The following is a 23,579-nucleotide window of genomic DNA, read 5'->3' as shown; positions in this document are numbered from 1 at the left end:
AGGGCCGGCGAAGCGAAGGCCTCGCTGGCTCTAGAGCATGATCGTTTCGGACGGAACCGCTTCGCGGTTCCGACAGAAGCGTGAATCATGCTCTCGCTTTAACCTGGAGCCTCAGAACCGCTTGGTCAGCTGCACGCCGTAGGTGCGCGGCTCGTTGACGAAGGCGGTCAGGTTGTTGAAGTCGATCGCGCCGATGACGTTCTCTTCGTCGGTCAGGTTGCGGACATAGGCCGCCGCTTCCAGGCCGCGGCCCAGGTCGCGCCAGCCGGTCCGCAGACCGCCCTCGAAGTGCGTATCCTGCATGAACTCGACCGATTCATAGAGGAACAGGTTGAAATCCTTCTGCATCGCCCAGTCGGTCGAGGCGAAGAACTCGGTGTCGGCGCTCAGCGGCAGGACGTAGTTCAGCGTCAGATTGGCGGTGTATTCCGGCGCCTGCGGGAAGGGGTTGCCGTCGACCTTGGCGCGACGGGTCGCGCCCACGGTCACGATCGGGTCGGTGACGGTGCAGTTGGAGCCGCAGATGGCGACCAGCAGGTCGCCGTCCTTGATCTCCGTGTGGTTCCAGGCGGCGCCGGCCGTCAGGCTGAAGCCCGCACCCAGATACAGGTCGCCGTCCAGCTCCAGGCCGTAACCTTCGCCCTTGTCGGCGTTGATCAGGCGGTTGGTGTTGTCCGCCCCGCCGATGGCGGTGAACTGCATGTCGCTGACCTCATAGGCGTAGGCCGTGCCGTTCAAACGGCCGCGGCCGTCGAACAGACGGGCCTTAAAGCCGGTCTCATAGGACATGACGGTTTCGGAATCGGCCGTGGTCAGGACCGGCAGGTTGCGGCCCTGGATCGACGGACCGCGATAGCCCTTGGCCACCCGGGCGAACAGGTTGAGGCTGTCGTTGACCTCATACAGGGCGCTGACGTCCCAGCTGACCTGCTCGTCGCCGACCGAGACGGCGCCCGTCCCGCCGGCGCCGGCTCCCAGGACGATCCGACCGAAATAGTCGCGGTTGTCGTCGGTATAGCGCAGACCCGTCGTGACCTTCAGGGCCTCCGTCAGCTTGTAGCTGCCCTGACCGAACACGGACCAGGAGTCCGACTTCTGCACGATGTCGGTCACGCGCGTCGGCTGAAGCCCGCCTACGCCGTTGAAGGAGCCAGAGACCAGATTGATCCGCTCATCCCAGTAGAAGGCGCCGATCTGCCAGCCCAGGCGCGCATCGCCGTTCGAGGCCAGGCGCAGCTCGTAGGTGTTTTGCAGCAGGTCGCTGGACAGGGTGCCGGTCTCGGAGTTGAACGGCGTCTTGTAGGAGGCCGTCGCCGGGGCGCTGGCCACGCCGCCGTCGATGTCGCCGTCGCCCTGCGACCAGCCCTGGTAGGAGCCGACGATGCCGGTCAGGGTGGCGGGGCCGAAGTCATAGGCCACGCGCAGCGACTGGGACGTGGTCTTCTGCTTCTGGAAGTTGTTGCGGCCGCCGTCGTAATAGACGGTGTCCCGGTCGAAGTTGTCGTTCAGCTTGTTGGAGCCCTTGGTCAGGGCATTGGCGCGGTTCATCGTGCCCGTGCCTTCATAGTCGCGAGCCTGAAGGGTCAACAGGGTCGACAGACGCGGGGTCGGGGTCCAGGCGACGTGAACGCGGCCGGCGATGTCATCAAAATTGCCCAGGTCGTCCTTGTCCGGATTGGCGAAGGACGGGTTGTAGGCGTTGTTCACCCAGTCCTCGCGGTGGTTCCACAGGAAGGCGCCGCGCACCTGGAGCGTCTCGGACGCCGGCAAGGTGACGGCGGCCTCGGCCCGGGTCGAACCCAGGTTGCCGTAGGTCAGGGAGCCGAAACCGGTGAAGTCGTCCGACGGCTTGACGCTGTCGATCTTGATCACGCCCGCCGGGGTGTTGCGGCCGAACAGGGTGCCCTGCGGTCCGCGCAGCACTTCCAGCTGCTGCACGTCGAACAGCGGAAAGCCCTTCAGATAGACGCTTTCCAGAACCACGTCGTCCAGCACCACCGAAACCGGCTGGGAGGCGGTGAAGTCGAAGTCCACATTGCCCAGGCCGCGGATGTAGAAGCGCGGCGCATAGCGGCCGTTCGAGCTTTCGACCTGAAGGCTGGGCACGCGGCCCGACAGGGCCAGAACGTCGGCGCCGCCGGCCGAGATGTCCTGCAAGGTCTGGGGCGTCAGGGCGGAGACGGCGAAGGGAACGTCGCGGATGTTCTCGCTGCGACGCTGGGCGGTGACGACGATGTCATCGACGCCGGCCGGTTCGGCGGCGGTTTGCGTCTGGGCCTGGGTCTGAACCTGAGCGAGGGCCGAGCCGGCGCTCAGCAGGGCGATGCTGCTGACGGTGGCGGCCAGAAGGGCGGGACGAAGCATGGCTGAACTATCCTTGGCGTCGTGGGGAGGAACGATCGCGCGACGCCGTAAAGCTTCGAAAAGGGAATCGCCAGCGTCAGACGGGCCGCTTTGTTGAAGCTTTGAAGACGCGGACACAGCGGTGTGACAATCGACTTCAGACAAGGCGCCGCGCGGCCCCCCAGTCTTGTTCGAACAAGGTTGAAGTGCGACGATGTAAGGGTGCGTCCCTCCGCTGCGCGCCCCTTCCCCATATCCTGGATTGCGAATGTCTCTCGTCAGGCCTTCCCGCCGCCGTCTTCTTCAACTGGCCGGGGCGACGACGCTGGCGCCGGGCCTGATCGGCCTGAGAGCGAAGGATCAGACCGAAACGATCGGCCGGGTGCTGGCCGTTTCGGACATGCATTCGGCCTATGAGCGCACCGCCCAACTGCTGGCCGCCTTTGAAACCGAGGTGCGGACCCACCCGGTTCCCCATGTGATCGCCGTCAACGGCGACCTGTTCGAACACGGCAACGCCGTGGCCGTGCGGTCCGGGGGTGTGATCGACTGGGCCTTCGTCGAGGCCCTGCCGCGCCTGGCGCCCACGGTGTTCAACCTGGGCAATCACGACAACGACCTGACCCCGGACCTGGCTGAGGTCGTGGCGCGTCTGCGGACCCTGGGCGTCCAGGTCGTCAGCACCATAGGCGACCGGCGCACGGGCGAAGGCTACGCCCCCTCTTCGACCACCCTGCCCTTCGGCGCCCGGTCCTTGCGCGTCGTGGGCATAGGGACCGACGCCCTGAACACCTATCCCAAGGTTTCTCGCGACCAACTGGACATTCCAGCCCCTGCGGACTGGGCCAGGGCCGAGCTTGCGACCGCCTTGGCGGGCGCCGATCGGATTCTGATCCTGAGCCATGCGGGTGTCGCGGCCGATCGCGACATCCTGCCCCTGCTGCCCGACGGCGGCCTGATGATCGGCGGCCACAACCATCTGCTGTTCCAGCATCAACAGGGCCGCAGCGCCTATGCCCACACCGGCTCGTGGACCAGCGCCTATACGGTCGCCGAATTCCACGCCGACGGCTCGGTCACGGCCGCCTCTCACCCAGTCGCGCTGGACGCCGCGGTCGATCAGCCCCTGGCCGAACTGATCGCGGCGACCCTGGCCGCCCAGATGACGGCGGAGGAGCGGGCCATACTGGGCGTCAGCCCCCGCGCCCTGTCGCTGGGCGACACTGGACGGAGGGTCGCGGCAGGCCTTGCCCAGGCCGCAGGCGTCGATGCGGGCTTCATCGGCCACACCACCCTGGGCGCCGGCCTGCCTGCGGGGCCGGTCAGCCGCTACGTTTTCGACGCCGTCGTGCGTTTCGACGGCCGGCTGATGACCGCCGTCGTCCCGCGTGATCGGTTCGACGCCTTCCTCGCCCGCGCCAACCAGGACCGGCCGATGCCGCTCAGCGCGCGCAACGGCGATTTCCTCTACGCCGCCGGCGCCGCGCCGACGGACGGCCCCGTGCACATCGTCACCACCGACTGGTGCGCGACCAATCAGGCCGGATATTTCGGCGTCGCCGACCTCGTCTTCGCCGAAGCGCCCGGCCTGACGGTCAAGACGGCGGCGGCGGCGGCCCTGTTGGAGCCGCATTGACAACGGCCGCCCAGCCGGAGCCAAGATGGATCATGGCGATGCGCTCGATACTGTCGACCATCCTGGCGCTGGCGGCCCTGGGACAGGCTGGGACTGCGGCTGCGCAGACGACGGGGCGTTGGACCGTCGATCAGGCCTACGCCGTCATCGACTTCCAGACCCGCCACGACGGCCGCAGCGTCGCCCAAGCCTTGGAGCGCCATCTTCGCCGTCAGGGATTCCGGGTCGTCACCCGCCGCCAAGCCTCCGGCGCCCCGCCCCGCACGCCCGGTCGTTTCACCCTGGCGGACCCGGCCGCGCCGACGGGTTTCGGGCTGGAGGGTCCGACGACGCGCGCCGCGGCGGGCTGGCTGCGGCCGGTCCGCACGGTCGTCTGCAACGGCGCCGCCTGGCGCGCCGAAGTCAGCCCGCGTCAGGTCGGGCCGGTCGGGACCCGCTACACCCTCTGTCTCTTTCCCTATCGCGACGGCGCGCGCCAGGGACTTCAGCTCGACATCTACGCCGCCGCCGTCCTGCACGGCGATCCGGAAGCGCCGATCGCGCCGCAGTCCGAAGCCGTCTCGCCCGAAGCCTTCATGCGCGGCGCGGTTCAGGCGGTCGAACAAAGGATCCGTCAGCCCGGCGCCTGGATCGAACATCGCCCGGCCAATCGCGACCGGCCCTTCTTCCTGGACGACGACGCCCTGTCCGCCGGTCCCCACTGAAGTCTTTCGACTGAGCCTGAAACGATCGCGCCCCTGACGGAGCCGTCAGGGGCGCGAAAGTCAGCGTTCAGGCGGGAATCAGAACTTGACGCTGAACCGGCCGAAGATGCGGTTGTCGCGGTATTCGTCCTTGTAGAGGCCGGTGTAGCCCATCTCCAGCGCGGTGCGTTCGGTCGCCTGGACGGTGAAGGCCAGGCCGCCGGAGATGACGTCGTCCCCCGGATTGGCGCCGTTGATCACGAAGCCGGGTCCGTCGGCGAAGGCGGCGTCGAACACGGGCCCGTCGCCGTTCAGATCGTGGGTATAGGCCAGGTGGGTCACCGCCGACAGACGCGGACGGCCCTGACCGCCGGCCAGGACGGTGCGGGTGCGGAAGCCGGCCGTGACCAGATCCGCCGTCTGTTCGACCTGGCCCGACAGGGCGGCGTCTCCGCCGACCTCGACGACGTCGGCGTCGTACTGGACATGGCTGAAGGCGCCGTAGGGTTCGAACATCGTCGCCCCGACCGCTCGGCTCCAGGCCAGTTCGCCATAGACCTGCCAGACGTCGCCGTCGTAGTCGCCGGCCAAGGCGTTGCTGAACTGATTCAGTTGAGCGGTGCGGTCGGTGCGGACGTCGGCCTTGGCCCAGGATCCGCCGACACGGACCTGGAAGTCGCCCAGGGCGCCGCCGCCGTAGACGCCGATCTGTTCGCTGTTGACACGACCCGTCGAGTTCAGCCGCGCCGACCGCAGTTTCGAACGGCTTTCGCCCAAGGCCAAGCCGATGTGAACATCGTCCGACAGCGCCTTTTCGGCCCCGACCAGATAGCCGGACGATTCGCTGCGGAAGGCCGCCAGGCCGTCATGACGCGAGCCGCGGCCGTCGCCGAAGACGCCGCTGCCCCAGACCGAAACCCCGTTGCCCGCATAGGTCTGACCGCCGGCCTGACCCCGGCCGCGGTCCGACATGGCCTCGCGGATCGCGCGCGTGTCGGACACCGCCAGGCCGGCCAGAGAGGCGTGAACCTCGCCAGTCAGGCTGGGCAGGGCGGCCTGAACCGCGGGCACGCTGGCGTCCAGCAGGGCGTTCTCCAGCGACAGGTCGCGGCTTCCGCTGGTCGCCGATCCGTTGATCATCACGTCCAGGGCTGCGCCCGCCGACTTCTGGTTCGAGTTGGCGCCTAGGGACGCCACCGTCACGTCGTTGCGGCGCACCGTCAGCGTGACCCCGTTGGTCGAATAGGTCAGGACCGGCGTCAGGAAGGCCAGATCGCTCTGCGCCCCGGTGAAGGCGCCGGTGACTGCGCCCGTCGACTGAATGATGTTCATCCGCGAGCGCAGGTTCCATTCGCCGCTGTCGGCCTTCAGCACGACCTGACCGCCCTCGAGGCGCGTCGCCCCGCCGACGTTCAGCCGCGAATAGGCGCCGCCGTTGACGCTGGAGCGGATCCACAGGAAGGAGCCCGGCTTGAAGTTGACGTCGCCGGCGACGGTCAGGGTTCCGAACGGATTGGCCCCGTCGCCCGGCGCGACCACGCCGCCGCTTTCCGCCGTCAGGTTCAGCAGACGACCGACGCCGCCGATCATGCCCACGCCGCCGACGGTGGCGTTCGAACGCAGCAGGCTGCCGTTGACGGTCAGAAGACCGCCCTCGACGCGGGTCGGGCCGCTGTAGTCATTGGCGCCGGTCAGGATCAGCTGCCCCCCGCCCTTCTTGACCAGACCGCCGATGTCATTGCCGAAGTTGGCCCGCACCTCGGCCGAATAGCGGTCGCGGGCGTCGCCGATGTTGTTGCTCCAGACATCGACGGTGCCGACCGCCACGGTGACGTCGCGGGTCGCCCGCAAAGCGGTCGGGCCGCCCAAGGCGACGTTCATCTGGGGCGCGCCCCAGCCGGACTTCAGATCGACGCCCGGCGTGTCCAGATCCCGCGAGCTGGACACCAGAATGTCCGAAATCAGGGCCGTGGAATATTCGGGGAAGTTCTCCATCAGGAGGGCGGCGAAGCCCGACACGTTCGGCGCCGCCATCGACGTGCCGGTATAGGCCGCATAGCCGGCGCCGGTGTAGCGGATGTACTGGTTCAGCACCCGCTGCAGTTCGGCGTTGGCGTATTCGAGCACGGCGCCGGAGAAGGCCGGGGTCAGGATCGCCATGTTGTTGGTCGAGACCAGCAAGCCCGCCAGGGTGGAGGTGAAGCTGTCGGGATCGCCCAGGCGGGCTCCCGCAACCAGGGTGATGGCCGCCGCTTGTCGAGCCACTTCGCGCCGTTGCGCGTCCTCGTCATAACCGGGTCCGCCGGCTTCTCGCGCGTCGAGATAGTTGTTCAGCACGACCAGAAACTGGTTCACGGCCGCAGATTGCAGGGCCGAGACGGTGGTCGCAGCATAGAGTCCCGTATAGTTCGCCCGGGGATATAGGGCCAGGATGCCGGCCCGGTCCATCGTATAGGCGGGCACGGACGAGACGACGGCCGAACCCGGTCCGGCGACGCACCAGGTCGCCGTCTGACCGCAGAAGCTGGTCGACGGGTCGGCGGCGGCAAAGCTGGAATAGTTGGCGACCGACAGCCAGTTGGAGCGCAGGCGCGGATCCGACAGGGGCGCCACGGCGTCGATGCTGGCGTGGACGCCATAGCCGTTGCCGGCCGAGAAGACCACCAGCACGTCCTTGTCCAGCACCGGCTTGTAGTAGTCGCCGTAGTTCCGATTCATCGACGCCAGAACGGTCGACAGCGACGCATTGTACGGCAGGGAAGTGCCGCTGCCCCAGCTGTTGTTGATGATGCGCACCTGCCCCGTATTGGCCAGATCGACGATGTTCTGGTTCGAGGTCGCGACGATGTCGCCGTCGATATAGACGTCCTTGAACCACAGGAAGTCGCCGGCCGCGAAGTTGGTGGTGGCGGCGTAGAGCTTGGCGCCGTAGGCGTTGCCGAACATGGGCTGACCCGCGACCCGGTCGCCGGCGATGGTGCCCGCCACATGGGTGCCGTGGCCCTCCCATCGACGACGCGGATTGATCCGCCCGTCATTGCCGTAGCCCTCGACGACCTGGGTTCGCAGCCCCGTCACCTTGCCCGCCGATCCGAACAGGGGGTGGTCCATATAGACGCCGGCGTCATTGACCCCGATCGTCTGACCCCGCCCGGTCAATCCCATGGCGTAGGCGTGCTCCAACCCCAGGAAACCCTTGGAATAATCAACCGAGAACTGGGCGTCCGCACGCCAGGAAGCCAGGGCGGTCTGATAGTTGGTCGTGCGTGTCCCATCGGCCATATAGAAGCCGCCGGCCGGCGGGGTCGGCGCCGTCTGCGCCGCCGCCGCGCCCGCCAGGACCGACACGCCCGCCGTCGCAGCCATCAGGCCGATTTTGAAACTGAAAGCCACTCTTTCCCCCTCTTCGGCCGACGGCCGAACGCTTAAGCTTGCAACCCCACGGCGCAATTCAAACACTCAATCGACCGGCGCGAGCACCGTCGTCAACACATTTCGGACAAAAGACGGGCGCGGCGTTTCGTCTTTTAGGGGATAAAATTCCGACGCGTTCTGCGCGGCCAGCCGTAGCCTTCTCCGCATTGTCATGCGCTATTCGGTTCAGCGGCGCAGGTCCAGACCATCGCCGGGCCGAAGCAACTCGCTCGCAGGGGGGGGTAAGGAGGGAAAGCCGTGGCGGACAGAGAGGAAGTCGTTTCCTCGTTTAAAATCAAACTTTTGGCTCGACTAACGGGGACTTGGGCGCACTTTGAAATCTTTATAGATTTTTCCGCTTTGGCTAACCCGATGAACGGTCATGCCGACACGAAAAACCCCGCCAGCGTTGCAGCGCACGGCGGGGTTCAAATGGGCTTGGCACAACACTCAAGGCCGAAGGCATTCGGCCCCATGCCCTGCCCGGCCGCAACGTCGGAGGCTCGCTCATGACCCGCCGCCTCGATCCCGAAAACTTCGTCGCCGAGAAGCTGGCCTGGCATCAGCGCATCGCCAGCGACCCCAAGATCAGCCTCCAGGCCAAAGCCGTAGCAGGCTTAATCCTTCACGACCTGAACCCTTGCGAAGGCGGCGCCTGGCGCGGCCAAGAGAGCATGGCCACCAGCCTGGGTGTCAGCCCCCGCCAACTGCGACGCCTGCTCGAAGAGTTGAAGACCGCAAACTATCTCGAGATCGAGGTCCGCAAGGGACGCGGCCGCACCAATATCTGCCGCGCGACCCTGCCCTACGAAAAGGCAGAGACGCCGCAAAGCCGGTCATCCGCGGTCGATCAAACCCGCGAAAAGCGGCCACTGGTGACCGCTCAAACGCCAGAAAAGCGGACATCAGCGACACGAAAACCGGTCACCAGCGACCGACAATACCTTTATGAACCCATTAAAAGATTTCGCGCCGCCGAAAACCGACGACCGGATGGCAGCGCCGGAACGCCGGCGCGGCTCATCCCGTTCGCCCAGACCGACATCCGCCAGGCGGTCGTCCAGATCGCGGGGGAAGGTGCGGCGGTAAGCTACCTGGATCACGCCAGATGGGAGCCCGATGAACGGCGCATCCTCTGCACCAGCCCCACGGCGTTCGCCCGACTGAAGGATCTCGTCGGCACGCCGCCAGCCGCGAGAGGCGTGTCTATCGCATTGCAGCCCTGCAAATCCCGTCAGCTCGCGGCCTGATGAAAAAGCGTGCGGCGAATACTCACAAAATTTACCGCAAATGTTGCGTCGATTACCCCTTACTGCGAACAGCCTATAAGGTTGCCGGCCTACTTCTAGAACAGCTGCCTTCGTCGGCTGCGCTAGCGAGGGTTAGAGCTGCCGCACTAGCTCGAGGGCATTTCAAGCAGCTACGGGCCAATACCGCTCGTTTACTGAGTACCAACAACGCGAGGTTCAGAGCGCGTTCCGCGTGCGGCCTTTAACCTCCATATGCCCAGGGCGACGAGCGCGCCGAGGGTGAGGACGACGACGGACAGCAGGGGACGAACGACCAGCCAGGCCGTCGCGATCGTCAGGGCCGAGAGGATTAAGCCGAAGATGAAGGCGAGGGCGACGACGCCGAACCCGACGATCGCGCCCGCCGGCGGGAACACGTCGGCCGCCACCTTGGCCGGATTGAGGATCAGGGCGAGGCCCAGGATGATCGCGACCGCGCCGCCGAGCCGCACAAGCCAGGTCAGGACCTGGTTGGCCGCCTTGGCGTCCTGCAGCATCGTCTCGGCGTCGAGCCGTCCGGCCCGCACCTCGTAAAGGCGGCCGTGGCGCGTGGCGTAGGGAACCAGATCGGCGCCCTGCTGGCCGGCGATGACGCTGATCGGCCCCCAGGGAGCCGCCGCATAGCGGATGCGGGCGTCGCCCACGGCCGGCTGGGCCGGATCTGCGCCCACATAGAGGGCGTCGCCGCTGACGACGACTTTGCGCCCCAGGCGCCGCTCCGCCTCCTGGGCGTCGCCGGCCAGAAGGACGACGGTTTCCGTCGCCGGCAGCCCCGCAGCCGCCTCTGGCCCGAGGCGCCGCCGCCCCAGCCTGATCTGCGGCGTCGAAAAGTCCTGATCCTTCAGAATCGGTTCGGGATTGACGTGTCCCTGCGGCTGCTTGAACCCGTCGGAATCCACCGGAAGCGACGACCATTCCAGCCGGTAGTCATAGGTGGCGACCGTCTCCTCGCCGCCGCCCAACCGCGTGCGCGTCTCGGTGCGAACCGTCTCGACCCACTGATAGAGTTCGACCTTCCGAACCAGCCGGAGGCCGGAGATTCTGAGACCTGTGCTCTCGTCGCTCAGCGGTCCGGCGGCCTGGGCCATGCCGACGACGTGAATGGGCCGCCCCTCCTGGGCCGGGTCGATCCGGTCGGGCGAGGCCGAGGTCGCCAGACGTCCGCCCTCGTCCAGCGTCTGGGCCGCACGCACGGCGCGGCCTTCGTTGCCGAACAGAAGCGTCAGGCCTCCCAGCACCAGGATGACGCCGACCGCCATGCCCGCCAGGGCGCCGCCCAGCCGTTGCAGCCAGGAGGCGTGGGTCGTCACGACGAGGGGATCTTGGCTCATGTCCGGCTTCACGGGGTTTCAGTGATTTGCAGGACAGCCGGCGCCGTGCCGCCGCCGAAGACGCCGACCCAGATGTCGTAGACGCCGCTGCGCGGCGCGTTCAGGCGGATCTCTGCGTTGGTGCCTTCGCCGCCGTCGTCGTCGCACAGCCACTCGCCGTCCGGCGTATTGACCATCAGGGTGACGTCGCGGTCGGCGTTCGCGCGAATCGCCAGCGGCATGCCGGCCGCGTCGTAGGTCAGTTCGAAACTGGGCGCGATCGCCGTAAAGCCGGAACAGCCGTTTTCGACACGCGAGGCGTCGACCGTCCCTCCAGCGGTCACGGCGCGACGGAAGGGATCAGGCGTAAAGCCCGCGCGAAGCCGGCGCGAGCCATAGGCGGCCGGTGCGGCGTGATCGGGAGCGTCCCGGCCGTCGTCGCTCGCCTCGGGGCCGTACCGGCCGCCGCCCAGCATTTCCGAAATCCGGACCTCGCCGATCGGGCGAGGCTGACCGAAGGCGCCCAGCCAGATGCGGTATGTCCCGGACTGGGGGCTGGAAATGACGATGCGCGCGTTGCGGCCGTCGAGGCTGTCGTCGTCGCAACGCCAGCGCCCGTCCGGTCCCTGGACGACCAGGCTGGTGTCTGCAGGGCTGTCGCTGGTCAGGACGAGCGGGGAGGCGCCGGCTTCGTAGCGAAGCTCGATATTGGCGCGACGGGCCACCATGCCGACGCATCCGGGCGCCAGGGATGCGGCCGACCGGGCGCCGCCGGCGCGGAGCTGCACGACCTCGGGATCCGGCAGGAAGCCGGATTCGAGCTCGACAATCTGGAAGTCGGGCCTGTGCTGAAAGGCCTGGGCCGAGACCTGACCGGCGGCGAAGACCAGGCCGAAGCCGATGAGAATGGATCGAAAAGCCATGGGACTGAACGTTCGGCGCGGCCCCGGATCGATCCGGGACCGCGCCTCTTTCTTCAGGGGGTTTCGGTGATCTGCAGGGTGGCGCTGGTCGTGCCGCCGCCGAAGGTGCCGACCCAGACGTCGTAGGTTCCGCTCTGCGGCCGGTTGAAGCGCACCATGGCGTCGCCGTCGCCGTACGAGTCGTCGTCGCAGTGCCAGCGTCCGTCCGGGCCGTTGATGATCAGGGTCGTGTCTTCCGACGAGACCGTGCGGAACACCAGCGGCAGGGAGCCCGCCTGATAGGTCAGCTCAAAGTCGGGGGCCTGGCTGATCATGCCGGTGCAGGCGCCCGGCAGACGCGCTCCGTCGACCGATCCGCCCGCCTGGACGCTGACGCGGTAGGGGTCGGGGGTGAAGCCGGAGCTGAGCGAAATCTCGCCGAAGTTGGCGGTGAGGCTGGCGTCCTGGGCGAGCGAGACGGTCGGGGCGGCGGCGGCCAGCAGGGCGGCGGCGAGAAGACAGAGTTTCAAGTTCGTGGTCCTTCCAAATGGGCCCGCCGTCGAGACCGGAGCCGGTCGGAGGCGGGTTCGACAGAAAGCTTGACCGTTGGGGGAGGCGCTTGGAATACCATGGGTGCGCGGGCCGCCTCCCATGATCATGGGATGCGGTTCGACGCCTTCCCGCTAAGCTTTGCGGTCGTTCATCAGGAGAGGGCCGTGCCCCATCGCATCGCCGTCGTCGAGGACGACCCCTTCGTCCGTCGCCACCTGGCCCGCCTGATCGACGCCCATCCCGAGCTGCAGCTGATCGGCGAGGCCGGCGGCGTCTCGGCCGGACTGGCGCTCGCCGCCAAGGGCGCCGACCTGATCATCGTCGACCTGGGACTGCCCGACGGCTCCGGTCTGGAGGTCATTCGCACGGCGGCGGCCCTGCCGTCCCCGCCGCGCCTGCTGGTGCTGACCGTTTTCGGCGACGAGACCAGCGTGGTCGAGGCGGTCGGCGCCGGCGCGGACGGCTATCTGTTGAAGGACAGCGCCGACGAGACCCTGTGCGCCGACATTCTGGAGACCCTGAACGGCGGGTCTCCCATATCGGCCTCGGTGGCGGCCTATCTGCTGCGGCGCATGCGCCGCGCGCCGCAACCGGCCCAGCCCGAACCGTGCGAGAGCGCCGCCGCCGTCACCCCTCGCGAGGTCGAGCTGCTGAATCTGCTGGCGCGCGGGCTGAGCTATCGCGAGGTCGCCTCGGCCCTGTCGATCTCCCACCATACGGTGGGCGCCCATGTGAAGGCCATCTATCGCAAGCTGGCGGTCAATTCGCGGTCCGAAGCGGTGTTCGAGGCGGTCCAGACGGGCCTCATCCAGCTTTGACCACGCCCCTGTTCAACCTGGATCTCGAACGCCGGCCTGTCGCCGGCGGCCTGATCCTGACGGTCCTCATCCAGGTGGTCTTCTGGACCTTCGTCTTCGCGGCCAACCGGCCGGCCCTGCCGCCGGCCCAACTCGCCGCCCTTCAGATCTCAAAGGCCTATGTGGCGCCGGTCCCCGGCCTTGAGCCGGAACCGATCGAACGGTCGGGCCGCACGCTGAAACGCCTGCCCTTCAACACGCGCGAGAACGACGCCTCTCCCTGCGTCCGTGGCGCGCGCTTCTCGGCCTATCAGCTGAGCGCCGACGTCAGCCTTGCCGATCCCGACGTCGTCTACGGCGTCCATGTCAGCGGGATCCGCGACAACTACGCCGTCTGGCTGAACGGTCGAATGGTCGCCACGCCGCGCGGACGCTTTTCATCCCAGCCGACCCGGGAAGGCAATGAGCCCCTGACCCTGGGGCTGACGCCCGAACTGATCCAACCGGGCAAGAACCGGCTCGACATCGTCGCCGTCGCCAACGGTTGCCATCCGAATTTCGGCCGGATCTATGTCGGGCCGGAAAACGTCCTGCGGCGCCTTCAGCAGCAGGAAAGGCTGACGAAGACCGTCCTGCCCTTCATCACGGTGATCGCCTCCTCGACCCTGGCCCTGACCGCCGTGTTCCTGCTGCCGCTCAGCGGTTACAGCGGCGTCTTCTTCAGCCTGGCCGCCTTCATGATCTCGCTGGCCGTCCGGGGCTGGACCTTCATCTGGTACGACGCCGACATCGACCGCGCCCTGAGGGACGTGGCGGCCTATTCGATCTCGGCGACGGCCATGGCGAACGCCGCCTTCTTCCTGAACCGCTGGACCCAGGCCCCGGCGCGCCATCTGGTCTTCGTCTACGGCTGGTGCCTGGCCTGCATCATCGGCCTCTGGTGCGGCTGGGCGGCCAAGGTCGTCTGGGTCCCGCAGATCACCGAAACGGCCTGCATCGTGCTGTGCGGCCTTTATTTCATCTGGCGGATGACCTGTCTGGCCAAAGCCCGGCCGGCCGTGGCGGCGCGCACCTTCGCCTTCCTGTCCGTCGCCCTGACGGCGACGATACATGATCTGATCATCGCCCTTTTCGGCCTGCCCCGATGGACCATGGCGGGGCTCTATTTCCCCTTCGTCCTGATCGGCGCCATCGCCTGGGAGATCATCATCAGGGGCATAGATCTGTATCGCGGCGCCGCCATGGCGCGCGACAGCCTGGCGGAACAGGTGCAGCTCAAGGAGGCCGAGATCCGCTCCACCTATCTGCGCCTCAGAGAGCAGGAGCGGATGATCGCCATCAACGAAGAGCGCCAGCGCCTGGTGCGCGACATGCACGACGGAGTCGGCGGCCATCTGGTCTCGCTGCTGGCCCAGTTGAGAGGCGGCGCGCCCGATGTCGAAACCCTGCGCGAGGGCGTGCGGATCGCCATCGACGATCTGCGGCTGATCATCGATTCGATGGACGGCGTGGATGACTCGCTGGAGGTGGCCATCGCCATCTTCCACGAACGCATGGCGCCCCGCCTGCGTCTGGCGGGGATTGAGCTGACTTGGTCGGCCGAGCCGGGCGCGCCCGTCGAGGGTTTCGGCCCGGAGGCCAGGATCAATATCTACCGCATTCTTCAGGAGGCGATCACCAACGCCGTGAAACACGCCAAGGCGTCCAGAGTCGATATTCGCTTGAAGATGGAACGCGACGCCGTCGTTATCTCGGTCTCGGACAACGGTGTCGGACTGCCCCAGTCGCTGCGTGAAGGCGGCAAGGGCCTGCCCAACATGAACCGCCGCGCGGACCGGATCGGCGGAACGCTGGATCTGGTCCCGCTGAACCCCGGACTTTCAGTTCGGCTGCAGGCGCCTCTCCCTTCTGCGCCGGAACCAGGGCGTTAGGAGGCGAAAGCGAGCCGAAGAGAGCCCGTAACACCAGGCGCTGGCGGACAGAGAGGGATTCGAACCCTCGGTAGGCTTTCACCTACACACGCTTTCCAAGCGTGCGCGATCGACCACTCCGCCACCTGTCCGTTTCACGCCAGCTCGTGCGCGCCGCCGGAGGTCGATCCGGCGGGAGGCGGGCCTGATAGAACACCATGGCCCCCTCGGCAAGCGCCTGTGACGTCCCCATATGGGGGCGGACGACATTTTCCTTATTGGGGAACCCCATGCTGCTGACCAAGACCGCCGAACTGCCCACCGCCGAGACCGCCCTGCCCGGACGCGCCGAGCCCCTGGCGACGGACGAAACCCATTTCGTCAGCGGCCATCCGCTGAAGGGGCCCTATCCCGAGGGTTTTGAAACGGCGATCTTCGGCATGGGCTGTTTCTGGGGCGTGGAGCGGGTCTTCTGGTCCCTGCCGGGCGTCTGGGTGACGTCGGCCGGCTATTCGGGCGGAATCACGCCCAATCCGACCTATGAGGAGACCTGCACCGGCCGGACCGGGCATGCCGAGGTGGTCAAGGTGGTGTTTGACCCGTCGGTCATAACCTACGGCGACCTGCTTAAGGCTTTCTGGGAAAACCACGACCCGACCCAGGGCATGCGCCAGGGGAATGACGTCGGCACCACCTATCGGTCCGCCATCTACACTCTGAACGACGATCAGCAGCGCGAGGCCGAGGCGTCGCGTGACGCCTATCAGGCGGCCCTGACCGCGGCCGGGCGCGGCGCCATCACCACCGAGATTCAGCCTGCCGGCGAATACTATTACGCCGAGGGTTATCACCAGGGCTATCTGGCCAAGAATCCGGCCGGCTATTGCGGCATCGGCGGCACCGGCGTGGTCTGTCCGATCGGGATCGGCGTGAGGGCCTGACCGACGTCCTTGGATGACGGTCGGGCGAAATGTCCTGTCCGCCTCCGGCTAGGCGTCGGCGGCGGACAGGCGTAGGGAAGCCGAAAACGCCCAAGGGAGAGCCGCCATGTCCGCCTTCGTCCATCCCGATGAGATCCGCAGCCGTTTCTCGGCCGCCTTGTCGGCCATGTACCGAGCGGAGGTGCCTCAGTACGGGGAGCTGCTGACCCTGGTGGCCGAGGTCAACGCCGAGGCCTTGAAGGCCGATCCGGCGGGGGCGGACCGGCTGGCCGCAGCCGGCGAACTGGCGCGGCTGTCTGAGGAACGGCACGGCGCCATCCGCGTCGGCACGGCGGACGAACTGGCCACTATCGCCCGCGCCTTCGCCGTCATGGGCATGGCGCCGGTCAGCTATTACAATCTGGCCCCCGCGGGGGTGCCGGTCCATTCGACCGCCTTCCGCCCGGTCGATCCGGCGGCCCTGGCGCGCAATCCCTTCCGGGTCTTCTGCTCCCTGCTGCGGCTGGAGCTGATCGCGGATCAGGACCTGCGTCAGGAGGCGGCCGCCGCCCTGGCCCGGCGCGACATCTTCACCCCGGGCGCGCGGGCGCTGATCGAGACGGCCGAGACCGCCGGCGGTCTGGACGAGGACCAGGCCGACCGTTTCGTCTCCGAACTGCTGGAGACCTTCCGCTGGCACGCCGAGGCGACGGTCAGCGCCGAGACTTACGAGCGCCTGGTCGCCGCCCACCGGCTGATCGCCGACGTGGTCAGCTTCAAGGGGCCGCACATCAACCATCTGACGCCGCGCACCCTGGACATAGACGCGGCCCAGGCCGCCATGCCCGAACGGGGCATCACGCCCAAGGAGACGATCGAGGGGCCGCCCGCCCGCGCCTGCCCCATCCTGCTGCGCCAGACCAGTTTCAAGGCCCTGCAGGAGGCCATCGCCTTCCCCGGCGCGGACGGGGCCGTCCAGGGGGTGCACACCGCCCGCTTCGGCGAGATCGAGCAGCGCGGCTGCGCCCTGACCCCGACGGGACGCGCCCTGTACGACGCGGCCCTGGCCAGCAAGGACTTTTCGGCCCTGCCCGACGACTGGACGGCCCTGCGCCGGAACGGCCTGGCCTGGTTCCGCTATCGCGCGACGCCGCAGGGCCTGGCCGGCCGCGCCGAGACGGCCGATCTGGAGGCCCTGATCGCCCTGGGTCACGTCGTCGCGGAGCCGATCACCTACGAGGACTTCCTGCCCGTCAGCGCCGCCGGAATCTTCCAGTCCAACCTGGGCGCCGAGGTGCGCGAAGCCTATGCCGTCGACCCGGCCAAGGCCGATTTCGAACAGGCCCTGGGCCGGTCGGTGCTGGACGAGATGGTCCTGTATCAGGCGGAGCAGGAGGCTTCGATCGCCGCCGCCCTGAAGGCCTTGGGTCTGGCCGAGGCCGCGGCCTGAGCAAATCCGAGACCATCCGCCGTATTGCCTGACGCCCCGCGCCGGATCATAGACGCGGCCGTGCCCCCCTCCGCCCCCTCGTCTGCGCGTCGTTATGATCTGGACTGGATCCGGGTTGGGGCGTTCGGCCTGCTGATCCTCTATCACGTCGGCCTGGTCTATGGGGTCTACGGCTGGCACGTGCACAGCGTCCACACCTTCGAGTGGATGCGCGAAGCCATACTGATCACCAATCCGTGGCGGCTGACCCTGCTGTTTCTGGTGTCGGGCGCGGCCCTGCGGTTCATGACCTTCCGCCGCACGCCGCGCCAGGTGGCCCGGGCGCGGTTCGAGCGGCTGGTTCCGCCGCTTCTGTTCGGGGCCGTGGTCCTGGTGCCCATCCAGTCCTGGATCGAGGCGATGGACAAGGCCGGCTGGCCCGGCGGCCTGGCCGGCTACGCCGCCTGGATGGTGCACGAGTTCAGCTTCAGCGGCCTGGCCGACGGCGTGCCGGTCAACCACCTGTGGTTCATCGTCTATATCGCCGCCTACAGTATCGTCGCCATCCTGCTGTGGCGGCGGCCCGGCCTGATCGACCGGATCGGCGGATGGCTGGAGACGGCCCTGGCGGGGCCGCGCCTTCTGATCCTGCCGATCCTCTATCTGATCGCCATCCGCATCCTGCTGTTTCCCTGGTTCGGGGTGACCAATGTCCTGCACTGGGACTGGTACAATCACGCCCTGTCGCTGGGCGCCTTCGTCTTCGGCTTCAGCATCGTGGGCCGCGAGACCCTCTGGCGCGACATGGAGCGGTATCGCTGGGTCGCCCTGGGGCTGGCGGCGGTCGCCCTGCCGATCATGATGGCCCAGGTCTGGCATCCGGGCGGCCGGGCCTTCTGGGGCGTGCCCAAGGCCATGGTCTACGGCCTGGACCAGTGGGCGACGATCGTCGCCATCCTGGGCTTCGGCAGCCGGCATCTGCGGTCGCGCGGCGGGCCGGTCCTGACCTATCTGACCGAGGCCACCTTCCCCCTCTATCTGGCGCACCAGACCATCCTGGTGGCGGCGGTCTGGATCATCCGCCCCGCCCGTCTGCCGGCGGGGCTGGAGGCCCTGTCCCTGCTGCTGATCACCTTCGTGGGCAGTTTCGCGGTCTATGAGATCGTCAAACGCATCCCGGCCGTCCGCCCGCTCTGGGGCCTGAAGCCGCTGGACGGCCGGCCCTGGCCGCTGGACCTCCAGGCCCTGCGCAAACCTTCCGCCCGGTATCACCGGCGCCGCCGCCTGCTGGCCGTCGGCGTCGCCGCACCGCTTCTGGCCCTGACCGTGGTGGCGGCCGCCATCGCCGCCTATCCGGGGTTCGACAACGCCACCCAGTATCTGAGCGAGCTGGGCGGGGCGACCGCCCCCCTGCCCCTGATCTTCAACGGCGGGGTCTTCGTCGCCGGGGTGATGGCGGGGCTGGCGGGAATCGGCTTCGGCCTGGCCGTCTACGCCCTGACCGAGAAGCGCGCCGCCGGGGCCGTGATCGCCGTCGTCTTTGTCCTAGCGGGCGCCGGCATGTCGGGCTCGACCCTCTACCCCTGGCCGGACCCGCGCCACATGATCATCAACCTGGCCCTGGGCATTCAGCTGGCGCCGGTGCTGCTGCTCTGGGGTCTTGCGTCGCGCCGAGATCTGCCCCGGCTCAAAATCTTCCTGACCGCCATCTTTGTCATCATGGCGTGTCTGACCGTTGTTACAAAACACATGATCTTTCCCGGCACGGTCAACGACGCCAACGTCGGCTGGTGGGAGCGGGCCTACGCCCTGGTGCTGGTCGGCTGGGTCGGCGTCGCCGCCTGGCTGCTGGACCGCAAGTTGTTGCAGGAAGCGATAAAATCCCCGTCTGGCGGGTCCGTCGCCCAGGTCGCGGCGGCGGGTGAGTAAAAAAACCCCGAATTTTTCGCCCCTATCAACATTGCGTGATTGAAAATCGCGCGAATGTGATCGACTATAGGGGTCGTGCTGCGATGCAGCGCGCACCGCCTTCCTGCCTTCGGAAGCGCGGCTGGTCAACACGGGGGCGCTCAGAGCGGCATGAACAAGCTGGCGATCCGGCCTGTCGAACAGGCTGAAATCGAGACCCTGAACCCGGCGCCGCAGGGCCCGGCCTGGTCCTGGCTGCCCGACGAGGCGCCGCTGGCCATGCCGGTCCAGTCCCTGACCGCGCCCGACGCCGTCGCCGAGGCCATCCCCGCCACCTCCCCGCGCGCGGTCGGCCTGCGCCGGCTGATGCTGCTGGCCGGCACCCTGGTCCTGACCGGCCTGTCCGCCATCGCCCCCTTCTATCTCTACGCCCGCAAGGGTTGGGACGGGACCGAGGTTCTGGCCTTCGGCATCTTCATGGTGCTGATCACCGCCATCTCCTGCTGGTTCGTCAGCGGCCTGATGGGCCTGTTCGTCATGCTGCGCGGCAAGGACCAGGCCGACCTGTCCTTCGCCCCCCACCCGGCCCTGCCGCGCACCCGCACGGCCCTGCTGATGCCGCTGTACAACGAGGACGCCCGCGCCTCCTTCGCCCGTCTGGCGATGATCGACGCCTCGCTGACGCGCCTGGGCGCCGCCTCGGCCTTCGACATCTTCGTGCTGAGCGACTCGACCAAGGAAGAGGCCGCCGCCGACGAGCGTTCGGTCTTCCAGGCCTTCCGCCAGACCGCCGGCTGCAAGACCTTCTATCGTCGCCGCACCGAGAACACCGAGCGCAAGGCCGGCAATCTGGCCGAATGGGTCCGTCGTTTCGGCGGCGCCTATGAGACCATGATCGTCCTGGACGCCGACAGCACCATGGCCGGCGAGACCCTGCTGCGCATGGTCGACGCCATGGAGCGCAATCCCGGCGTCGGCCTGATCCAGACCGCCCCCGTCATCATCAAGGCCCGCACCATCTTCGCCCGGGTGTCGCAGTATTCGGTGCGCCTGTACGGCCGCGTCGCCGCTGCCGGCCTGGCCTACTGGACCGGTTCGGAATCCAGCTACTGGGGCCACAACGCCATCATCCGCACGCGCGCCTTCGCCGCCTGCTGCGGCCTGCCCCACCTGAAGGGCAGGAAGCCCTTCGGCGGCCATATCATGAGCCACGACGTGGTCGAGGCCGCCCTGATGCGCCGCGCCGGCTGGGCCGTCCACGTCAGCGCCGCCCTGGACGGGTCGTGGGAAGAGACCCCGCCGTCGATCACCGACTTCATCCGCCGTGACCACCGCTGGTTCCAGGGCAATCTGCAGCACCTGGGCCTGATCACGGCCAAGGGCCTGTCGCCGATGAGCCGCCTGCAGCTGGCCATGGGCTGCATGGCCTATCTGTCCTCGCCCCTGTGGCTGGCCTCGCTGATCGTGGGCCTGTTCATCCAGATGTTCTATCCGGTCGACTGGACCAGCTTCTTCTACATCCTGAACCCGCAGTTCACCCCCTTCATGCTGGCCTCCTTCCTGTCCGGCGTCCTGCTGATCGGGCCCAAATTCATGGGCGCCGCCCTGGTGCTCAGCCGCCCGGCCGAGCGGCGCGCCTTCGGCGGACGCCGCGCCATCGCCAAGGGCATGGCCGCCGAGATCGCCCTGTCGGCCATCCTGGCCCCCATTCTGATGGTCGCCAACACCAAGGCCTTCATCCAGATCCTGTCCGGCCACGACACCGGCTGGACCACCCAGCAGCGCGAGGCCGACGGCCTGGCCTGGTCCGACGCCTTCCGCGCCATGCGCTGGCAGATGGTCGCCGGCGTGGGCTTCATCGCGCCCCTGTGCGTCCGGCCCGACCTTGCCACCTGGTTCGCCCCCATCGTCCTGCCGCTGCTGCTGGCAGCCCCCATCGCGGTCTGGACCTCGCGCGTCCGTTCGGGCGACGCCCTGGCCAAGAAGGGCTTCCTGGTCACCCCGGCCCAGGACGGCGTCAGCGTCAATCCGTCGGTCCTGCACACGCCGCGTTCGCCCCTGCGCGCGGTCGCCGGCGGCGTCCTGGCCCCGGTCGCAGCCCCGGCCATGGTCCCCGCCCGCGCGCCGGAGCTGTAAGCCCCGCTCTATCCGCCCGACCGATGCAGGACGGCCACAGAACCGTCATAACCGCTACAGCCACGCTCGACGCAGGGCTCGGTCTTGATCATCTTCAGTCATCAGCTCTGCTGAGGACCGATTCCATGACCAAGAAGACCAGCGCCGATTCCAAGCCCGAGCTGCGCATCGTCGGGACCGAGGCGGCCGTCTATGACCTGATGCGCGCGCCCGAGACCACGGCCGAGCGCGTTAAGCGCCTGCAGATGGAGGCGCATGCCCTGGCCCTGGAAGAGATCGACCAGTTCGAAAAACTGCTGACCCAGGCGGCGCAAAAGGCCAAGGACATCGCCTCGGGCGGCGACGCCTATCCGGTCGGCGTTCGAGAAGTCGCCACGCGTATCGCCGCCGATCTGCCGACACGGGCCGAGACCATACGCACGATCGTGGGCCGTCTGGGCTGATTACGGCCCCCGTCCGCCTTCTAGGCCAGGACGTCGTCGTAATCGGGGTGGCGCTTGTGCCAGGCCACGGCGTAGCTGCACTGGGGGAACAGTTTCATTCCCTGTTCGCGTGCATATTCGGCCATCGCCTGCATGAAGCGCCCGGCGGCGCCGGAGCCGCGCAGGCTCTGGTCCGCCTCGACGTGCAGGATCATCCGCGCCCCGCCGCGCACGGCGTAGTCGGCCCAGACCCGTCCGCTTCCGCCCTCGCCGTCGAACACCTGTTCGAAGCGGTTGTCGCCCCTGGCGTCGGTGAACGGTCCCATGCTCAACTCCCTTTCTGCCTCAACAGCTTGGGGCGCCGGGACGTTCCATCGGCGAGTGCGTCAGATCGGCTTGTTCTGCAACAGATTGATCAGGCCCAGCACGCTCTTCACCGTGAACCAGACGCTGAGCAGGAACCAGATCAGCAGGAACAGCAGCAGGAAGGGAATGCCGATCAGCACCACCGAGGCCAGGGCGCTGACGAAGATGCCGACCCAGGCGGCGATGGTCCACCAGAAGACCGACCAGAACAGGCGGATCTGGGCGTCGATGTGTTGGCGGGCCACGCCCGCCGCCGTGCCGCGCGTCACATAGGCGACCACCAGCCCGACCAGGACCAGCACATTGGCGCTGGGGATGGACAGGATGAACAGGGCCCAGGCGATCAGGGTGCCGACCTTGCCTTCCGGCTCCTGGCCGGGGGTGAAGTTGGGTTCGGTCGTCATGGTCGTCCTTTCAGAACAGCCAGCTGCGCGGGCGGTCGATCGGCCGTCCGGCCTTCAGACGCATCACGCCGAAGACGCCCCGCGCCAACACCCACAGGGCCAAGAGGAACAGGACGAAGACGCCGATATTGACGATCACCAGCAGACCGCCCAGCACCACCGCCCCGGCGGCGATCCACAGGGTGCGCCGCTGATACAGGAAGTGGCTGGCGGCCAGCCGCTCCTCCGGCCCGTCGCGACCGGTCACGGCCAACAGGGCCAGCACCGCCGAAACCCCCAGGGTCGGCACCGCCAGAAGGATCAACACATAGACGGCGTAAAGGCTCATCGGCGCGGCCGGCTGTTCCTTTCGGCGCTCCAGACTGTCACGCAGGGCGTCCACCGGGCCGGGCCGGGCCGACCGTTCGAAGGGCCCCGGCTGGGCGGGGGCGGGCGCCGCAACGGGCTGGGGCTCGGGCGGATCGAACAGATCGGCTTCGCGCTCAGGGGCCGGCGTCACGGTCTCGGCCCTGGTCGGCGCGGAGACCGGCGCAGCCGGCGTCGCCTCCGGCTCTCGGCGCCGCCCCGCCAGCGAAGCCGCCGAGACGAAGCCGACCAGGGCGTCGTGATCCTGATCGTCGGACGCGGCCTGGGGCTGTGCGGACTCTGAGCCTTGCGGATCGCCGGGTTCGGCCATGGACAGGATACGCTTCTCTCGCGCCGCCGAGACGGCTGGACTGTTAAGGACAATGGCCGCCCAGGCGGGCGGACGCAACCTATCGCGCCAGAACGATCTCGCATCCCGGCGCGATCACGGCCGAAAGGGCGCCGGGCTTTTCGATCCGCACCGTGGCCCGCATCACCCGCCGGTCGTCCAGACAGGCCCGCGCCAGCCGGTCGGCGAAGGTCTCGACCAGTCCCACATGGCCCTCGGCGGCGATGGCGCGCGCGGCCTCGGCGACGGTCTCATAGTTGATGGTGTCGCCCAGCCGCTCGATCGGCCGGGGCTCCAGCTCCAGGGTCACGTCGATGACCAGGGTCTGAAGCCGCCCCTGTTCGTGGTCATAGACCCCGATCCCCGCCTGAACCTCCAGCCCGCGCACGAAGACGCTCAGCCGCTCGCAGCGCAGCGGTTCGTCCGCCGGAAACGGCGACACCGACGACGACTGAACCACGCGA

General features: G+C 67.9%; 19 protein-coding genes and 1 tRNA gene. 10 read left to right on the top strand and 10 right to left on the bottom strand.

The window, feature by feature from the left end; all coding sequences use genetic code 11:
- Positions 1-111: 111 nt before the first annotated feature.
- Complete coding sequence (locus tag JL11_RS06700) at positions 112-2,364, bottom strand: TonB-dependent receptor (RefSeq protein ID WP_054764978.1); 2,253 nt, start codon at positions 2,362-2,364, stop codon at positions 112-114.
- A 247-nt stretch (positions 2,365-2,611) separates the two neighbouring features.
- On the opposite strand from JL11_RS06700, the gene JL11_RS06695 reads away from it, so the two are divergent.
- Both JL11_RS06695 and JL11_RS06690 read left to right on the top strand, forming a co-directional pair.
- Positions 2,612-3,979: a metallophosphoesterase gene (locus tag JL11_RS06695; protein WP_054764977.1), complete on the top strand. Its 1,368-nt coding sequence runs from the start codon at positions 2,612-2,614 to the stop codon at positions 3,977-3,979.
- A gap of 32 nt (positions 3,980-4,011) precedes the next feature.
- Positions 4,012-4,683 (top strand): hypothetical protein, encoded by a 672-nt coding sequence (locus JL11_RS06690; protein ID WP_054764976.1) that lies wholly within the window; start codon positions 4,012-4,014, stop codon positions 4,681-4,683.
- A gap of 78 nt (positions 4,684-4,761) precedes the next feature.
- On the opposite strand, the gene JL11_RS06685 is transcribed toward JL11_RS06690, so the two are convergent.
- Complete coding sequence (locus JL11_RS06685; protein ID WP_054764975.1) at positions 4,762-8,055, bottom strand: S8 family serine peptidase; 3,294 nt, start codon at positions 8,053-8,055, stop codon at positions 4,762-4,764.
- A 530-nt stretch (positions 8,056-8,585) separates the two neighbouring features.
- Here JL11_RS06685 and JL11_RS06680 point away from each other — a divergent pair.
- Positions 8,586-9,326 (top strand): hypothetical protein, encoded by a 741-nt coding sequence (locus JL11_RS06680; protein ID WP_054764974.1) that lies wholly within the window; start codon positions 8,586-8,588, stop codon positions 9,324-9,326.
- A 191-nt stretch (positions 9,327-9,517) separates the two neighbouring features.
- Here the strand turns inward: JL11_RS06680 and JL11_RS06675 are convergent, their stop codons facing one another.
- From JL11_RS06675 to JL11_RS06665, 3 genes are read right to left on the bottom strand one after another with little or no spacing between them, the layout of a single operon-like run.
- On the bottom strand, positions 9,518-10,696 hold the full coding sequence (locus tag JL11_RS06675; RefSeq protein WP_054764973.1) for a TMEM43 family protein: 1,179 nt from the start codon (positions 10,694-10,696) through the stop codon (positions 9,518-9,520).
- Between the two features lie 8 nt (positions 10,697-10,704).
- The gene (locus JL11_RS17660; RefSeq protein ID WP_054764972.1) at positions 10,705-11,598 is read right to left on the bottom strand and encodes a hypothetical protein; all 894 of its coding nucleotides are present in this window, start codon (positions 11,596-11,598) and stop codon (positions 10,705-10,707) included.
- Between the two features lie 53 nt (positions 11,599-11,651).
- Entirely contained in the window at positions 11,652-12,107 is a 456-nt protein-coding gene (locus JL11_RS06665) for a hypothetical protein (protein WP_054764971.1), read from the bottom strand.
- A gap of 186 nt (positions 12,108-12,293) precedes the next feature.
- On the opposite strand from JL11_RS06665, the gene JL11_RS06660 reads away from it, so the two are divergent.
- Together JL11_RS06660 and JL11_RS06655 are read left to right on the top strand one after the other, a co-directional pair.
- Positions 12,294-12,947 (top strand): response regulator, encoded by a 654-nt coding sequence (locus tag JL11_RS06660; protein ID WP_224761293.1) that lies wholly within the window; start codon positions 12,294-12,296, stop codon positions 12,945-12,947.
- Positions 12,944-14,857 (top strand): sensor histidine kinase, encoded by a 1,914-nt coding sequence (locus tag JL11_RS06655; RefSeq protein WP_054764970.1) that lies wholly within the window; start codon positions 12,944-12,946, stop codon positions 14,855-14,857. Before JL11_RS06660 ends, JL11_RS06655 begins: the two co-directional genes overlap by 4 nt.
- A 41-nt stretch (positions 14,858-14,898) precedes the next feature.
- Here JL11_RS06655 and JL11_RS06650 read toward each other — a convergent pair.
- Positions 14,899-14,988: transfer RNA gene (locus JL11_RS06650), tRNA-Ser, on the bottom strand.
- Between the two features lie 138 nt (positions 14,989-15,126).
- Here JL11_RS06650 and msrA point away from each other — a divergent pair.
- From msrA to JL11_RS06625, 5 genes are all read left to right on the top strand, one after another.
- Complete coding sequence (msrA, locus tag JL11_RS06645) at positions 15,127-15,777, top strand: peptide-methionine (S)-S-oxide reductase MsrA (RefSeq protein WP_054764969.1); 651 nt, start codon at positions 15,127-15,129, stop codon at positions 15,775-15,777.
- Between the two features lie 106 nt (positions 15,778-15,883).
- Positions 15,884-17,206 (top strand): VOC family protein, encoded by a 1,323-nt coding sequence (locus JL11_RS06640; RefSeq protein ID WP_054764968.1) that lies wholly within the window; start codon positions 15,884-15,886, stop codon positions 17,204-17,206.
- Positions 17,207-17,266: 60 nt separating this feature from the next.
- Positions 17,267-19,114: an acyltransferase family protein gene (locus tag JL11_RS06635; RefSeq protein ID WP_231681417.1), complete on the top strand. Its 1,848-nt coding sequence runs from the start codon at positions 17,267-17,269 to the stop codon at positions 19,112-19,114.
- A 150-nt stretch (positions 19,115-19,264) separates the two neighbouring features.
- Entirely contained in the window at positions 19,265-21,229 is a 1,965-nt protein-coding gene (mdoH, locus tag JL11_RS06630; protein ID WP_054764966.1) for a glucans biosynthesis glucosyltransferase MdoH, read from the top strand.
- A 125-nt stretch (positions 21,230-21,354) separates the two neighbouring features.
- Positions 21,355-21,672, top strand: coding sequence for a hypothetical protein (locus JL11_RS06625; protein ID WP_054764965.1), 318 nt, complete (start codon positions 21,355-21,357; stop codon positions 21,670-21,672).
- 20 nt (positions 21,673-21,692) lie between these two features.
- Here the strand turns inward: JL11_RS06625 and JL11_RS06620 are convergent, their stop codons facing one another.
- From JL11_RS06620 to folB, 4 genes are all read right to left on the bottom strand, one after another.
- Positions 21,693-21,977: a GNAT family N-acetyltransferase gene (locus JL11_RS06620; protein ID WP_054764964.1), complete on the bottom strand. Its 285-nt coding sequence runs from the start codon at positions 21,975-21,977 to the stop codon at positions 21,693-21,695.
- 60 nt (positions 21,978-22,037) lie between these two features.
- The gene (locus JL11_RS06615) at positions 22,038-22,421 is read right to left on the bottom strand and encodes a hypothetical protein (protein WP_054764963.1); all 384 of its coding nucleotides are present in this window, start codon (positions 22,419-22,421) and stop codon (positions 22,038-22,040) included.
- 10 nt (positions 22,422-22,431) lie between these two features.
- Positions 22,432-23,097: a DUF4870 family protein gene (locus JL11_RS06610; RefSeq protein ID WP_054764962.1), complete on the bottom strand. Its 666-nt coding sequence runs from the start codon at positions 23,095-23,097 to the stop codon at positions 22,432-22,434.
- 79 nt (positions 23,098-23,176) lie between these two features.
- Complete coding sequence (gene folB, locus JL11_RS06605; protein WP_152949678.1) at positions 23,177-23,575, bottom strand: dihydroneopterin aldolase; 399 nt, start codon at positions 23,573-23,575, stop codon at positions 23,177-23,179.
- Positions 23,576-23,579: the final 4 nt, after the last annotated feature.

The organism is Brevundimonas sp. DS20, assembly GCF_001310255.1.
Taxonomy (GTDB): domain Bacteria; phylum Pseudomonadota; class Alphaproteobacteria; order Caulobacterales; family Caulobacteraceae; genus Brevundimonas; species Brevundimonas aurantiaca.
This window is presented reverse-complemented; position numbering and strand designations above follow the sequence as displayed.

What these genes read in the sequence shown, in the direction of transcription:
- JL11_RS06700 (WP_054764978.1), bottom strand. Translation starts at nt 2,364, where the DNA reads ATGCTTCGTCCCGCCCTTCTGGCCGCCACCGTCAGCAGCATCGCCCTG.
- JL11_RS06695 (WP_054764977.1), top strand. Translation starts at nt 2,612, where the DNA reads ATGTCTCTCGTCAGGCCTTCCCGCCGCCGTCTTCTTCAACTGGCCGGG.
- JL11_RS06690 (WP_054764976.1), top strand. Translation starts at nt 4,012, where the DNA reads ATGGCGATGCGCTCGATACTGTCGACCATCCTGGCGCTGGCGGCCCTG.
- JL11_RS06680 (WP_054764974.1), top strand. Translation starts at nt 8,586, where the DNA reads ATGACCCGCCGCCTCGATCCCGAAAACTTCGTCGCCGAGAAGCTGGCC.
- JL11_RS06675 (WP_054764973.1), bottom strand. Translation starts at nt 10,696, where the DNA reads ATGAGCCAAGATCCCCTCGTCGTGACGACCCACGCCTCCTGGCTGCAA.
- JL11_RS17660 (WP_054764972.1), bottom strand. Translation starts at nt 11,598, where the DNA reads ATGGCTTTTCGATCCATTCTCATCGGCTTCGGCCTGGTCTTCGCCGCC.
- msrA (WP_054764969.1), top strand. Translation starts at nt 15,127, where the DNA reads ATGCTGCTGACCAAGACCGCCGAACTGCCCACCGCCGAGACCGCCCTG.
- JL11_RS06640 (WP_054764968.1), top strand. Translation starts at nt 15,884, where the DNA reads ATGTCCGCCTTCGTCCATCCCGATGAGATCCGCAGCCGTTTCTCGGCC.
- mdoH (WP_054764966.1), top strand. Translation starts at nt 19,265, where the DNA reads ATGAACAAGCTGGCGATCCGGCCTGTCGAACAGGCTGAAATCGAGACC.
- JL11_RS06625 (WP_054764965.1), top strand. Translation starts at nt 21,355, where the DNA reads ATGACCAAGAAGACCAGCGCCGATTCCAAGCCCGAGCTGCGCATCGTC.
- JL11_RS06620 (WP_054764964.1), bottom strand. Translation starts at nt 21,977, where the DNA reads ATGGGACCGTTCACCGACGCCAGGGGCGACAACCGCTTCGAACAGGTG.
- JL11_RS06615 (WP_054764963.1), bottom strand. Translation starts at nt 22,421, where the DNA reads ATGACGACCGAACCCAACTTCACCCCCGGCCAGGAGCCGGAAGGCAAG.
- JL11_RS06610 (WP_054764962.1), bottom strand. Translation starts at nt 23,097, where the DNA reads ATGGCCGAACCCGGCGATCCGCAAGGCTCAGAGTCCGCACAGCCCCAG.